The following is a 13,147-nucleotide window of genomic DNA, read 5'->3' as shown; positions in this document are numbered from 1 at the left end:
GTCAGGCCGCGAGTCGGAGGTGCGGCTCGCGGTCGGCGATGCGGGCCAGGAGCGCGTCGAGCTTTGCGTGCGTGAACACCTGCTCGAACGGGCGGGCGATTTGGCGGTGCAAGGACACCTGTCTTCCCCCGCGCCCCGGCGGCCGGGCAATAGCCCTGCCTCCCGAGGGCTTGCTGATCCGGAAGAAGCGGCCTAGGAACCTGTCAAGATTCCGTAAGGAACGGGTATGGTTCCCAGCGGTGTGCCGGGAAGCCTGGTCGGCGAATTCGAGAGAGCTCTCTTTGCCGATCGGGGGACACCGTCATGGTGCTCGTTGCTGTCTTCGGAGTCGCACTGCTCATCGCGGTGCTGCTCTCCGGGCTTGCCGCCCGTACGGTCCTGTCCACCTCGTTCCTCTTCCTCGTCGGCGGGGTGCTGGTCAGTGACGGCTTCCTCGGCCTGATCCACATCACGCCGGACAGCGAGATAGTCGCGGTCACTGCGGACCTCGCTCTGTTCGCGGTGCTGTTCACGGACGGCATGCACGTCGCCTTCCCGAAGCTGCGCGCCAACTGGAAGAACCCGGCCCGGGCTCTGGGCCTGGGCATGCCTCTCGCCTTCGCCGGCATGGCCCTGATCACGCACTATGTGGTGGGCCTCGACTGGACGACGTCGTTCCTTGTCGGTGCGGTGCTCGCGCCCACCGACCCCGTGTTCGCCTCGGCGATCGTGGGGCGCAAGGAAGTCCCGGCCAAGCTGCGGCAGTTGCTGAATGTGGAAAGCGGCATCAACGACGGCCTCGCCCTGCCGATCGTCCTGATCCTCATCGCCGCGGCCGGCCCCACGGCCAGCCACGCCGAGGCATCGCTCGCGAAGATCGGGCTGGAGCTGGGTCTCGGACTGGCCCTTGGCATCGTGCTGCCTCTGTTCGTCACCAGCCTCGTGCGGTTCCGGCTGCTGGGCGCGGAGCCGAAGCTGCAGCCGTTGTTGCCGCTCGCCATCGGGATCATCCTGTACGGGCTGTGCCACCTCACCCACGCCAACCCCTACCTCGCGGCCTTCTCCGCGGGCGCGGTGCTCACCGCGGCGTCTCCTGAGGCGAAGGCGGCGTTCGAGCCGCTCGGTGAGGCACTGGCCGAGCTGGCAAAGTTCGCCGCGCTGCTGGTCTTCGGCGCGCTGCTCACGCCACAGCTGTTCGGTGACCTGTCCTTCGGCGGGTACGTCGCTGTGGTCCTGGCGATCGTGTTGATCCGTCCGGCGTCCCTGCTGATCTCTCTCATCGGTACGCGGTTCGACCGACGGGAGAAGCTGGTCGCGGCCTGGTTCGGGCCGAAGGGCTTCGCCTCGGTGGTGTACGGGCTGCTGGTGCTGCAGGCAGGGATCCCGCACGGCCAGGAGGCGTACACCCTGATCGCGGTCTGCATCGCGGCCTCGATCATCGCCCACAGCAGCACGGACGTGCCGATCGCCCGGCTCTTCCACGTCGAGGACCTGACGGGCATCCCCGCCAACAACGACGCAGCGGAAGTTCACCACGGCGAGGAGGCCGGCCATGCTCGCGCGTGACCTCGCAGAACCCTACCCCTCTGTCTCGACGGACATCAGCGCGGTGGATGCGGCACGGCTGCTCACCGAGCACGAGCTGCCCGCGCTGCTCGTGCTCGATACCGCCCAGCGACCGTACGCCATCGTGCAGGGCTCCCAGCTCATCAAGCAGCTGGTACCCGAGTACGTACTGGAAGACCCGCGGCGGGCAGCCGCAATCGACGACCGGCACCTCGCCGAGGTCACTGAGAAGATCGCGGGTCTGGCGGTCACCGCGTGGCTTCCTCCGCGGACGTACACGCCGCCGGTGGTCGGGCCCGACGCGGGAGCCCTGCAGGTGACAGCACTCATGGCACGGACCCACACCCCACTGGTCGCCGTCATCGAACGCGACGGGAACCAGGTCCGGCTGGTGGGCGCCATCACGGCCGCCCGCCTGTTGGAACGACTCATCGGAGGATCGTGAACGACTGGCAGAGCTGGGCCGCGATCGTCGTCTTCGCCGGCACGTACGCCCTGATCATCAGCGAGAAGATCCACCGGGTGGCGGCCGCTCTCGGTGGCGCCGGGCTGATGCTGGCGATCAGGGCGACCGACGACACGTCCGCCTTCTACTCCGAGCACAGCGGCATCGACTGGAACGTCATCTTCCTGCTGATGGGCATGATGATGATCGTCGGCGTGCTGAAGAAGACCGGCATGTTCGAGTACCTGGCCATCTGGTCCGTGAAGAGAGCCAAGGCCAGGCCCTTCCGGGTGATGACCATGCTGGTCGTCATCACCGCGGTGGCCTCGGCGCTGCTCGACAACGTCACCACCGTGCTGCTGGTCGCGCCGGTGACCCTGCTGGTGTGCGAACGGCTCGCCCTGCCGGTCGCCCCGTTCCTGATCGCCGAGGTCCTGGCCTCCAACATCGGCGGTATGTCGACCCTCGTCGGTGATCCGCCGAACATCATCATCGCCAGCCGGGCCGGCCTCACCTTCAATGACTTCCTCGTCCACCTCGCGCCGCTGTCCGCTCTGCTGATCGTGGTCCTGATCGCCATGTGCCGCTGGCTGTTCCGTAAGTCCTTCGTCTACGACGAGGACCGCGCGGCCGAGGTGATGGAGCTGGAGGAGCGCGAAGCCATCCGTGACCCCCGGCTCCTGGTTCAGGGCCTGATCGTCCTGGCTCTGGTCGTCGCCGGATTCGTCCTGCACCCGGTGCTCCACTACGAGCCCAGCGTCGTCGCGCTGTTGGGCGCCGGTCTGCTGATCGCCCTGTCCACTGCGGAGACCGGGGAGGTGCTGGCCGAGGTCGAGTGGCCGACGCTCGCCTTCTTCGCCGGGCTGTTCATCATGATCGGCGGCTTGATCGAGACCGGCGTGATCGGCGAGGTGTCCAAGGCCCTCGCCGACGCCATCGGCGACAACGAGCTTGGCGGCTCCATGCTGATGCTCGGCGCCTCCGCCGTACTGTCCGGCATCATCGACAACATCCCGTACGTCGCCACCATGGCGCCCATCACGAGCGACCTGGTCGAGGCGATGGGCGGCGACACGAACCATGTCATGTGGTGGGCCCTGGCCATCGGCGCGGACCTCGGCGGCAACGCCACCGCGATCGGCGCCAGCGCCAACGTCGTTGTCCTCGGCATCGCCGAACGCAACCGCACCCCCATCTCCTTCTGGCAGTTCACCAAGTACGGGCTCGTCGTCACCGCCGTCACCGTGGCGATGTCGGCGGGGTATGTGTGGCTGCGCTACTTCGCCCTGGCCTGACCGATGACCACATGGACCCAGGCCGCACTCGGATGCAGCATTGTCGCGGCCGCACTCGTCATCCGCACCGCGCTGGGCGAACTGCGCCGGCCGGGCACCGCTCGAGAGCAGTGGCGGTTCCTGACGAACAGAACGGCGGTGATGGCGGGTACCGCATCTGCGGCCGCCTTGGGTGCGGCGCTCGCATTCGGCGGAACCGATCCCGGCCATGCCATATGGGCGCTGCTGAGTGGGATCCTGACCGCGTTCATCGTCGACCGGCTCATGGACCAAGCCAGCAAGGGGCGGGAATGAACGGGGACCGAATCGCGGACTGTATGTGTCGCGTCAAGGTCATCGCCGGGAGCCCCAGTGATGACCGACGCTGGGAACAGGGACATGACGAGCAGACGAGGAGCCGGCCGTGCGCGCACGAGACCTGGCAGTCGAGTACGAATCGGTGAGCGTCGGCAGCGACGCGCTGGAGGCGGCCCGGCTCATGGCCGAGCACAAACTTCCCGGGCTCTTGGTGCTGGATGAGCACGGCGAGCCCAAGGCGATTCTGCCCGCCTCCCAGATGGTCAAAGTTCTGGTGCCCGAGTACGTGATCGAGGACCCGACTCTGGCCGCGGTCGTCGACGAGAAGCACGCCGACCGCCTGTGCCAGTACCTGGTCGGACGCAGTGTCGGCGACTGCCTCCCCAGCACCCCGTCCCCGCCGCCCATCGCGGATCCCGACGACACCGCGCTGGAAGTGGCGGCGCTCATGGCACGGGTCCGCAGCCCGCTGGTGGCCGTGGCCGAGAAGGCCAAGGACGGCACCCATCTGCTTGGGGTGATCACAGCCGCCCATCTTCTGCATGAGCTCCTCGCAGCGTCGGGCGGCTACGGCGGCACGACTCGGCCGTGACCGGCCGGAGCTTCCCCATGGATCTGTTCCAGGCGGGGGCGCCGCTGTCGCCGGGCACAGGCGCGCCCTAGGATCACGGCAGGTGAGCCGGGAAGTCTGGTCGGCATGAAATTCCTTCTGCTCTGGAGATCCGCCGATGCCCTTGTCCCTGGTCGTGCTTGCCGCCTGGGCCGTGGCTTTCCTGACGCTCAATGTGATCCTGTGCGTACGCGTGTGGCGCATACGGGACCTGCCCACGCGGCGCCGGTTGCTGCCCGCCGCGCTGCTGTGCGCGGCGCTGGCCGCCAGCCTCACCCGGGCCGCCGGAATCACGGTGATCGCATCAACCGTCGCCTTCCCATTGAATATGGCGACGCTGTTGGTCGCGTACGGCGAGATCCGGGCGCATCGGCGCCCGGCCAGTGCGGACATCGGTGCCAGGGAATTGGCGCCGTGACCCCGCCTCATTGCGGCGCACCACCTCTACGGCGATCCGGACGGTTCGGCGAGCTGACCTGCGTCGTGATCTTCCGCGTCGCCGCCCTGTGGTCGGGGCGTCTTCGGCGTGACTGCAAGCGAACGGGGGCCCGCATCTGACACGAGCCCGCAATATGGCTCAACTGCCCTGCGGCGCAGCCATGTCCGTCCAGCCCAACGGATACAAGCCACCGTCCTCCGCAGCCGGTACGGCCGGTTCTCCGCCGGCCTCGGTGAACGCGGTCAGCGCACCGATCAGCGCGGAGCGCTGTTCCGGGGCGAGACGCTCCACGATCGACGCGATCTCCTGTCGGCGCCTGGCGGTGACGTCCTCGACGAGCCTGCGGCCCTCGATCGTCAACTGCAACACGGTTTCACGGCGGTTGTCGGGGTTAGTCTGCCGGTCTGTCAGGCCAGCCGAGATAAGCCGGTCGACCATGCGCATCGCGGTCGACGGCTTGACGCCGAGGCGCTCGGCGAGCACCACGAGCTTGGCCGGACCATGGGTGGACAGCACCACCAGCAGCCGGAACTGGGGCAGCGTCACCCGGTCCTCGACTGCAGCCAGGGAGCGCGCGGAGACGGCGACCAGCAGCCGGGACGCCGTCAGCACCGCACGGGTCACCGCGTCGACGTCATCCATGCCCTGTGAAGGCTGCGCTTTCTCGGCCATGCCCCCTTTCTACCGTGCTCCGGCCATACCTCGGCCTCCACCCCGATGTCCCGACCAGAACCGTCCGTCACCACCTGTGGTATCTGAGCAGGAGCATGGCCGCATCATCGTGGAGGGGTCCTTCGACGTGCTGGACGAGGTCGCGGCGCAGCGTCTGAAGAGCTGTCTCGGGGTCTGGGTCCTTGAGCAGGACGGCTCGCTCGCCGGGGGTGAAATCCGTCTCGTACGGCCGCGGTGCGTCTGTGCCGCGGATGCCGAGGCCGAGCGGCAGGGCATTGCGGGGTGGTGCGGCGAAGTGGACCGTGCCGTCGGGGCGTACGACCACAGTCGCGGGGTGGCCGTAGTTGAGCAGGGTGACGCTTCGGTCGCCGCTCACCTCGGCCGGCACAGCGGTGACGAACTTCTCGCCCTGCAGCTCCCTGTCCCACCGTGTTCGCCGCCACCTCCGGCACCCCCCTCACGGCCGCGGCGCTCCTGTTCGAACTCACCAGCCAGTTCTCGATCGTGCCGCCGCTGGCTGCGGGCATCGCCCTCGCCCTGCTCACCGCCCGGCTGCTGTCACGGGACACGATCTATACCCTCAAACTGCGTCGGCAAGGTGTCGACTTCACGACGCGGTCACGGCGGTGCGCATCTGGAGTGGCGAATCCGCCACGACACCGCCGGTGCTGACACTGCCCGCCTCCACCGAAGTCATCGAAGCCGCACGGCTGTTGAGACTCTCCCCGCACGGCGCACTGCCCGTGCTGGACGCTCACGGGCGCTGCCTCGGCATGCTGACCATCCGCGCGGCGGCCGAGGCCCTTACACGCCTCGACAGCACCACGGACACGGCACCGGTCGCGGCAGGCGACCTGGCCCAAGCGAATTCGAGTCCGCTGGCTAGCTGTACCGGCTCGCAAGGGTGCTGTCATGACTGATCGGGACAGGTTGCCTGCCAGGGTGCGGAATCGGATTGCCCTGACTCGCTTTGGGCACATCAAGGAGACGCATCACAGCGGTGCCGAGCCGGACGAGCGCCCATTTCAAAGCCCGTTGAACATCTCCGTGCTCGCCTGCGTACCTACTCCTGCGTGCCGTGCCAGCCGCCACAACGAGCTCCCGACGACATGAAGGAACAGTCCTCAATGCCGAACCGGGAGGCATCATGTGTCCGAACCGACGCGCAACACCGCCCAAGACTTCGATGCGGACGATCGCGATCATCGCTGCTGCCTGTGCCGCCGTCGCCACCGTCCTGATCGCGATACGGGGCATCAGCGGCGAAGCATCGGCTGACCCGACGACAGCCGGTGTCGCTCAGCACGGCAGCGGCCACACCACCACCTCCGGCGCCCTCGGCCAGTCCCAGGCGGGCCCGCAGCCGGTGACGGAGGTGGACAAGACCTTCCTCATCAAGGTGCGGCAGGCCGGGCTGTGGGAGATACCCGCCGGCCGGCTCGCACAGACGCACGCCTCCAGCGATGCCGTGAGGCGAGCAGGACTGCACCTGATCGACGGCCACAGCAAGCTCGACCAACTGGTACGCGAGGACGCCCAGATCCTCGGAGTCGCGCTCCCGAACCAGGCCACACCAGAACAGCAAGGCTGGGTCACCCAGTTGGACAACGCCCACGGCGACGAATTCGACCGCCTCTTCGCCAACCTGCTGCGCGCCTCGCACGGAAAGATCTTCGCCACCATCGGCGAAGTCAGGGCCGCCACCCAGAACGACCTCATCCGCCGTCACGCACGCCAGGCCAACCAGACCGTCCTGGACCACCTCGAAGTCCTGGAAGACACAGGGCTTGTCGAAACCAAGACCTTCCAGGAGGTCGAGGCCGCCGTCAAACCACGGTAGGCACAACGGCGACCGGGCTGGGGGCGTACGAACACGTGGACTCACGTTTGCACTGTGCAATGATTCATGATGGGGCCCGGCTGATGGACGACCTCTGCCCGGGAGCTCGGCACTGGCACGGTGACTCAGCTCAACAACGCACGCCGTTCATCGGCCCGGGCCCTCCCTTCCCTGTCATCCTGACCAGCAACGTCAGGGAAGATGGGCGAGCGACGGCCCGCCCGGAGGCGGCCAGAGCCGATGGCGCTTAACATGCCGACAGGTGCGCCGGGAATTCTGGTCGGCAAGCAGGCGCTCGCTTTCCGCAGAGCCATCCGATGCCGCATCCCCGGGACAAGCCCCCTCGCCGGTGGGGCAGGTTCCTCCACCGGACATTCCTTGCGCAGAGGAAGATCATTCCCTCGCGCCGAGGATGTTCCTGCTGTACCGAAGCCTCCTTGCTACCGCCTCAACGGTCAGGCGGTAGCAAGGACGTCAGCGCCGAAGATCTGCAGTAAGTGTGATCCATCCGTCCGGGATCCAGCCTTCGAGGTAGCCCTCCACAAATTCCGCAAGCTCCGAAGTGCCGAGCGAGGGCAGCCTCAGGACGGCCTGACGCCATGGCATCCACAGCCACGATGCGGAGCAGGAACGCTCAGCGTGCGCCGTGAACAGGCGCACCTTGCGATGCGCGGCTGCTCCGTGGGGATAGACATCCAGCCGTGCCACAACCCCACCGAAGCGAAGTGCTGCCGCCCCGTCCACGAGGCGGCACACCGCTTCGCGGTAGGACTCCTGTGGTGCGCAGGCGGCCGTCGGGAGACTCAAGGAGTCCCGAGCGTGCCGAACGAGGCCGATCCTCTGGCGACCGTCGAAGCGCAGCAGGTGGACCTCACGCTGGCCCTTCGGTGCATACATGCCCATAGAAAAAGAATGCGGCACAGCGCTCAGGATGCACGCCGGGCGGGCTGAACGGCGGACGAAGCAGCGACTCAGGGCTTTGGCGGACTCGGCGGCAGAGCCGCCGGCCCGGGCCAGAGCTGAAAGCCGAAAGCCGCCTCGAGGCGGGCCAGCGTGCCCAGGTCCGGCATGACCTTGCCGTTGAGAACCCGGCTGACCGTCGAGTGGGTAAGGCCTGTCGCCTCGGCAAGGCTACGCAACGTATGCCCGGTGGACGCCATGGCTCGCTCCAGGTTCCTGGAGAGGGACTGGCCGTAGTAGGCGCTGACCGGCGCACCAGGAGCCAGGACAGCATGGGGCCAAGTGCCGTCTGCGACGTAGTCGCGCGGCTGCTTGTCATTGCTGCTCCGGGGCACGCCGAGATCATCCCACGCACCCATGGGCCCGACCCTTCCCCGTAGGGAATCCCATCAGGGATTCCAATCGAGTGTTGCAAGTACGGAACAGCATAGAGCTTCAGAGCCGACTGCCCGGGTGTTTTGCGGCCATCGCGCCCCGTCGGATGTCATGGATGGGGGCGAGGCCCGACACAGCACCCGGGGAACCAACGCGACCGCCAGGAGGGCCGACCGGGGTGCCGGTCGGGCGCAGCTGGATCCGGCAGGCACTGGGCATCCTCGGATGAGGTCACCGGAGGCGAGCCAGCTTCTCTGATGCCCGCATTGGCCGCATGCTCTGCCTAGCCCGCTCTGGGGCGAAGTAGCCTTCGACTGATGCACCCCGCAGGAACGCAACCCAGGGCCTTCAACTGGGGTTTGACCATTTTGATTTGACGTGTCGCCAGGTGCGGGCGAGAAGAAGTGCTTCGAGTGTCGCCATTCCCCTGCGGTGCGAGCTTCGGATCGCTAGCTTGTGCGTGGATCACTCAGGGGGGAGGCGGAGCGTGCACACGAGGGCAAGCAATGCAGAGGGCTCCTTTGTCGCCCATCTGCGCCAGATCGAGGCCGCCGAGCGAGACAAGTGGGTCTCCGCCGACGAGGCGTGTACCAAGGCTGCGTATTACGTGAACGAACTGCGCCAGCGCCTCATCGAGGCCGAGCGGGAGCTCGCGGCCGCGGAACAGGAGCACACAGTGGCCTCGGAGCGGCTCGCGGTGGTGCGCGAGATCATCGCCGATGCTGAGCAACTTCTCACTCAGCCTGACCGCGACACCGCCGGCGGGGCTGAAGCCGAACAGCCGGACCAGCCCAAACCGCGGGCCAGCAGCCCGGGCCGCTCGACACATGACGCCGGCCCAGCTGCACCCACGGTGAGGGCACTCGTTCTTGAAGCCCTGTCCGACGGACAGGCGACCCAGCTCTCCTCAATCCGAGCTCACGTCCAGCGCGGCCGCCCTCAAACACCGCCGAATTCGGTCCGCTCGACGATCAGAACGTTGTGCGACCGCGGACAGGTTGCACTCCTCGGCCGCGCGACCTATCGACTGGTGCCATTGGAGGCGCATACGTAGCGGCCGCACTTCATCACGCAGACGAAGAGGCGCCGCCAGGGGGACTAGACCCTGGCGGCGCCGATGACACGTCAGCTGAGGGCCCACGCATCGCCCCCAGGCTAGGGCATACGTCCATCGCGCATTGGGTCCTCGGCGAATAACGCCACGACATCCTTGATCAAACTGAGGGCCCATCATGACTTTCTGTGCAAGAATGCACCAATCTGCGTGGCTTCAACCTCTCGCTCACGACCCTTCCCGCACTCTCCTGCGGGCGGACCGATGAGCGGCAGGACGTCCAACGGGTCGACCCGTGCCAGGATCCTGCCGACCGAGGCGATGGAGCCCCGCCGACAGCTTGAACTGCTGGACGTCACCGCACGCCTGCAGCACAAGGAACGGGACGGCGCCCCTGTCGGCGCAGTGAGCGCGGCCATGGGAATCAGCGAGAAGACCGTCGCCGGAGCGCACGGCTTTCTGAGGCAGAACGGGCTCCTTGAGCCCGGTTGCCAGAAGTTCGCTCTCACCCTCGCCGGCCAACGGCTGGCGGAGCTGCGGTCTGCGGACTCCGCCCGGGCCCGGCTCCACCTCGGCGAGCTGTGGTCGTCGACATGGTTCACCACGGCCGCCAACCGGCTGCTCGAGCACGGTCCGCAGGAAGCCGCCGTGCTGGCCCAGCACTTGGCCCGTGGATTGAGCAAGCGGATCGAGCGTGGGCTTCATCTCGTGCACTGGCTGGAGTACGCCCTGGTCATCCGCAAGGGCGAAGACGGGCAGATGGAACTGGCGAGCGAGGCAGCCCGCGCCCCGGCTCCCCCGTTCCTGGGCTCCAGCGAGGCAATCACGGCGCTTCCGCGCGAGCGCTTCCTCGCGGTCATGGACGGCTACCGGACGATCATCGCCGCTCTGGCCTCGACGCCTGAGCCTGCCAACAGCCCTCCCGACAGCCCGCCGCGCACCCAGTAAGCGGGCTACGCCCCGTCGACGGCAGCCTGGACAGGCTTCGCCGCGCCCCGCTCACCCATTCGCACACTCCATGTTGCCGCGGAGATCAACCATGCCCAATGTGTTGCATGTATGGAACACAGCAGATCGTTCGCCTCACCCTGCGCCGGATCGGGGCGGAGCAACCGGTCTGCCCGGTACCGCCCATCGGAGGACGCTCATCGTGGGAACCGACCTCTCCCTCACGCACGGCATCGACCGTGTACTCCAGGTCTGGCAGGACATGGCCGCTCATGACGAAATGTCCGTCCAGACCTTCGACAAGTTCGGCCTGCTGTTCAGGCGACTCGGCCGGTACGCCACCGTGCGAGGCGCGCTGTTGATCAGCGACGTCCGGCCCGGGCTGGTCGAGGACTTCGTCAACGCCAAGGGCCACAGCCGCCACGGTCACGTCTCCGATGCCGCCGTCGCCACGCGGCTGCTGCGGCGCAGCGTCGTACGGGCTGCCTTCCGCACCTTGCGTGAGCTCGGTCTGAGCGACCAGGACCCGACCAGGGACATCGTTCTCCCCGCTCGTACCCATGAGGGCGTCCGCGCCCTGACCGAGGACGAGGTCGTGGACCTTCGCCACCACGCCTCCTTCACCACCCGCCCCACCCGGCATGCCGCAGCCGCCGCGCTGGCCCTCGCAGGCGGGCACAGCGGCGAGATCGGCCACACCGTCGTCGCGGACCTGGACATGGCCTACAGCAGGGTGTGGATACACGGCTCCGGCAAGTACGAGCCACGGTGGTGCCGACTCGATGCCTGGGGGCGGCACGTTCTGGCCGAACGCGCCCGGTACGTCAGCGCCCAGCACCCCGAGCCCTCAACGGCGCGCCTCGCAGTCTCGAGCCGTCCCACGTCCGACGCAGCCCTTCAAGCCCGCGCCTGCGTCGCCCTCGGGGACCTCCTGCGCCGCGCAGGGCTCGGCGATGAGCACGACGTCAAGCCCGCCTCCATCACCGTCACCGCCGCCATCGCCGCTTTCGAGGCGACCGGCCGCATCGAGGAGGTGGCCCGGAGTCTCGGCCTTCGCTCCCTCGACCGCGCTGCCGCCATCATCGGCTACGACTGGCGCTGCGATCCCGCCTACACCGACGGAGTACCGCCCCGTGCCTGACGACATCTTCGGTGACCCACTGCCCGAGCAGGGCCGGCCCAACCGCAAGCGCCAGCTCGCCGACCACCACCAGCGCACCGTCGCCCAGCGCGTTCAGGACTGCCTCGACTACCCCCTGCTGTACGAGATGGCCGAGCTCCTCCCGCCGCCGGCCACCGTCGGCTGTCCACGCGAGTACCCAGCGATCGTGTACATGTTCCTCGCTGCCTTGACCCCGGTGACGAAATCGAAACGGTCGGCCGTCGGCCTGCTGGCGTCACCGCGGGAATGGCGCAGCGTGCGTGCGCACATCCGACGCCATCTGGGCCGCAGAACCGCCGCCGCACTTCCCCTGAACGCACCGTCACGCCACCAGTTCCAGGACGCCGTGGACAAGCTTCTGGTACCGAGCAGCGACGCACTCGAAGAAGCATTCCGCAGCTACGCCGCCAGGCAGGCACTGGAACAGGGGCTCTTCCCGTCCGGCGTTCCCAAGGTCTGGAGCCGCCCGGAGCGCCGACAGCTCCTCGTGGGCGACGCCACGGTCCCGCGGGCGATCTCGAAAGCAAGGAAGAGTGAAAGCGTCGACGAGAGCACGGGCGTGCTCCGCAATCACCGCGTGGACCCCGCCGCCCGCGTCTACTACGAGAACGGCGAGAAGGCCAAACGGGAGGTCCGAGGCACCAAGTGGTTCTTCGCTTCGGGCCGGTCCGATGGCTACTGGACCCGCGTCATCCTCTCCTTCGCCTACGTCTCCGGCGGCGAGTACGAGGACGAAGCAGCGGTGGCCGTACGCCAGTTCACCATGCTCAAGGATGTCCTGCCGGACTGTATGGGCATCGTCTACGACGGCGCCTTGCGCGGTATCCACCGCGACGGCCTGGCTCGCCGGGGAATGCTGGCCATCAACAAGCAGCACGGCTCGGTGACTCCCGTGTTCTACGAACACATCAAGCCCTGCCGGAGCGGCCACGAGCTCTGGTGCAACGAAGGACGCATCGCCGAAAGCATCTCCCTCGACGACGGCACCCGCACCCTTGCGCCAGTCCCGATCACCAAGCTGAAGCCCCGCCTCGGTATCGCCAAGAGCCGCTGGTACCACGTCCTGCGCATCGCCTGCCGTCACGGGGACCACACACACCGCGTCCCCGTCGGCATCACCACCACCCCTGCGGATCGCGCTTTGCGTCAAGCCGACAGTGGCAAACGCCTCAAGAGCGACCGTGAGCGCGGATTCCATCGCGCCGAACTACTCCAGCAGATCCCCCAGTCCACACTCGCACACCAGCTCGTCTACCCCTACCGCGCGGACTCCGAGTCCGTACACGCCCAGTTCGACCAGAGTCTCTGGAACCGCCGCATGGTCGCCTATGGGATGGAACGGCAGAAGGTGTTCGTCCTCGGCTTCTCCCTCGCTCAGAACGCGACGAGCCACCAGATCCACCTGGAAGGGCGGAGCATCGCCCAGACTGTGTCTGGGCTGGCCTGCCCCTGATCCGCCCATGTCCACACGACGGCTGCGGCCTGTAAGGGCCCAGCCGTCGTGT

Annotated in this window: 16 protein-coding genes and 1 pseudogene; 13 read left to right on the top strand and 4 right to left on the bottom strand. The window is 67.6% G+C overall.

Features of this window, described 5'->3' with window-relative positions:
* Positions 1-303 precede the first annotated feature (303 nt).
* The 6 genes from OOK40_RS00255 (at position 304) to OOK40_RS00230 (ending at position 4,610) form a co-directional block, all read left to right on the top strand.
* Positions 304-1,545 (top strand): sodium:proton antiporter, encoded by a 1,242-nt coding sequence (locus tag OOK40_RS00255; protein ID WP_266475542.1) that lies wholly within the window; start codon positions 304-306, stop codon positions 1,543-1,545.
* The gene (locus OOK40_RS00250; protein WP_266475540.1) at positions 1,532-1,990 is read left to right on the top strand and encodes a CBS domain-containing protein; all 459 of its coding nucleotides are present in this window, start codon (positions 1,532-1,534) and stop codon (positions 1,988-1,990) included. Before OOK40_RS00255 ends, OOK40_RS00250 begins: the two co-directional genes overlap by 14 nt.
* Entirely contained in the window at positions 1,987-3,285 is a 1,299-nt protein-coding gene (locus OOK40_RS00245) for an ArsB/NhaD family transporter (protein WP_266475538.1), read from the top strand. Before OOK40_RS00250 ends, OOK40_RS00245 begins: the two co-directional genes overlap by 4 nt.
* A gap of 3 nt (positions 3,286-3,288) precedes the next feature.
* Entirely contained in the window at positions 3,289-3,579 is a 291-nt protein-coding gene (locus OOK40_RS00240) for a hypothetical protein (RefSeq protein ID WP_266475537.1), read from the top strand.
* Between the two features lie 109 nt (positions 3,580-3,688).
* The gene (locus OOK40_RS00235) at positions 3,689-4,174 is read left to right on the top strand and encodes a CBS domain-containing protein (RefSeq protein ID WP_266475536.1); all 486 of its coding nucleotides are present in this window, start codon (positions 3,689-3,691) and stop codon (positions 4,172-4,174) included.
* Positions 4,175-4,310: 136 nt separating this feature from the next.
* Positions 4,311-4,610: a hypothetical protein gene (locus OOK40_RS00230; protein WP_266475535.1), complete on the top strand. Its 300-nt coding sequence runs from the start codon at positions 4,311-4,313 to the stop codon at positions 4,608-4,610.
* Positions 4,611-4,769: 159 nt separating this feature from the next.
* Here the strand turns inward: OOK40_RS00230 and OOK40_RS00225 are convergent, their stop codons facing one another.
* Positions 4,770-5,303, bottom strand: a complete 534-nt coding sequence (locus OOK40_RS00225; RefSeq protein ID WP_266475534.1) for a MarR family winged helix-turn-helix transcriptional regulator — start codon at positions 5,301-5,303, stop codon at positions 4,770-4,772.
* A gap of 67 nt (positions 5,304-5,370) precedes the next feature.
* Positions 5,371-5,727, bottom strand: a pseudogene (locus tag OOK40_RS00220) (SpoIIE family protein phosphatase); the annotation flags it as partial.
* A gap of 5 nt (positions 5,728-5,732) precedes the next feature.
* On the opposite strand from OOK40_RS00220, the gene OOK40_RS00215 reads away from it, so the two are divergent.
* The 3 genes from OOK40_RS00215 to OOK40_RS00210 all read left to right on the top strand — a co-directional run bounded on the left by OOK40_RS00215 (position 5,733) and on the right by OOK40_RS00210 (position 7,143).
* Positions 5,733-5,975, top strand: a complete 243-nt coding sequence (locus OOK40_RS00215; RefSeq protein WP_266475533.1) for a chloride channel protein — start codon at positions 5,733-5,735, stop codon at positions 5,973-5,975.
* Entirely contained in the window at positions 5,930-6,223 is a 294-nt protein-coding gene (locus OOK40_RS35395; protein ID WP_353961853.1) for a CBS domain-containing protein, read from the top strand. Before OOK40_RS00215 ends, OOK40_RS35395 begins: the two co-directional genes overlap by 46 nt.
* A 227-nt stretch (positions 6,224-6,450) precedes the next feature.
* Positions 6,451-7,143 carry a DUF4142 domain-containing protein gene (locus tag OOK40_RS00210; protein ID WP_266475531.1) on the top strand — a complete coding sequence of 231 codons (693 nt, stop codon included), beginning with the start codon at positions 6,451-6,453 and terminating at the stop codon, positions 7,141-7,143.
* 474 nt (positions 7,144-7,617) lie between these two features.
* On the opposite strand, the gene OOK40_RS00205 is transcribed toward OOK40_RS00210, so the two are convergent.
* Positions 7,618-8,046, bottom strand: a complete 429-nt coding sequence (locus OOK40_RS00205; protein WP_266475530.1) for a hypothetical protein — start codon at positions 8,044-8,046, stop codon at positions 7,618-7,620.
* Between the two features lie 68 nt (positions 8,047-8,114).
* A complete protein-coding gene (locus OOK40_RS00200; RefSeq protein ID WP_266475529.1) occupies positions 8,115-8,438 on the bottom strand; it encodes a helix-turn-helix transcriptional regulator in 324 nt (107 codons plus the stop codon).
* Positions 8,439-8,965: 527 nt separating this feature from the next.
* Between OOK40_RS00200 and OOK40_RS00195 the strand changes: the two genes are divergently transcribed.
* The 4 genes from OOK40_RS00195 to OOK40_RS00180 all read left to right on the top strand — a co-directional run bounded on the left by OOK40_RS00195 (position 8,966) and on the right by OOK40_RS00180 (position 13,095).
* Entirely contained in the window at positions 8,966-9,532 is a 567-nt protein-coding gene (locus OOK40_RS00195; protein ID WP_266475528.1) for a hypothetical protein, read from the top strand.
* 264 nt (positions 9,533-9,796) lie between these two features.
* Positions 9,797-10,480, top strand: coding sequence for a hypothetical protein (locus tag OOK40_RS00190; RefSeq protein WP_266475526.1), 684 nt, complete (start codon positions 9,797-9,799; stop codon positions 10,478-10,480).
* A 202-nt stretch (positions 10,481-10,682) separates the two neighbouring features.
* Positions 10,683-11,621: a hypothetical protein gene (locus OOK40_RS00185; protein ID WP_266475524.1), complete on the top strand. Its 939-nt coding sequence runs from the start codon at positions 10,683-10,685 to the stop codon at positions 11,619-11,621.
* Entirely contained in the window at positions 11,614-13,095 is a 1,482-nt protein-coding gene (locus tag OOK40_RS00180; protein WP_266475523.1) for a hypothetical protein, read from the top strand. Before OOK40_RS00185 ends, OOK40_RS00180 begins: the two co-directional genes overlap by 8 nt.
* Positions 13,096-13,147 lie beyond the last annotated feature (52 nt).

Source organism: Streptomyces sp. NBC_01481, from assembly GCF_026339995.1.
Taxonomy (GTDB): domain Bacteria; phylum Actinomycetota; class Actinomycetes; order Streptomycetales; family Streptomycetaceae; genus Streptomyces.
The sequence above is the reverse complement of the archived record's forward strand: the minus strand, read 5'-3'. Positions and strand labels throughout refer to the sequence as shown.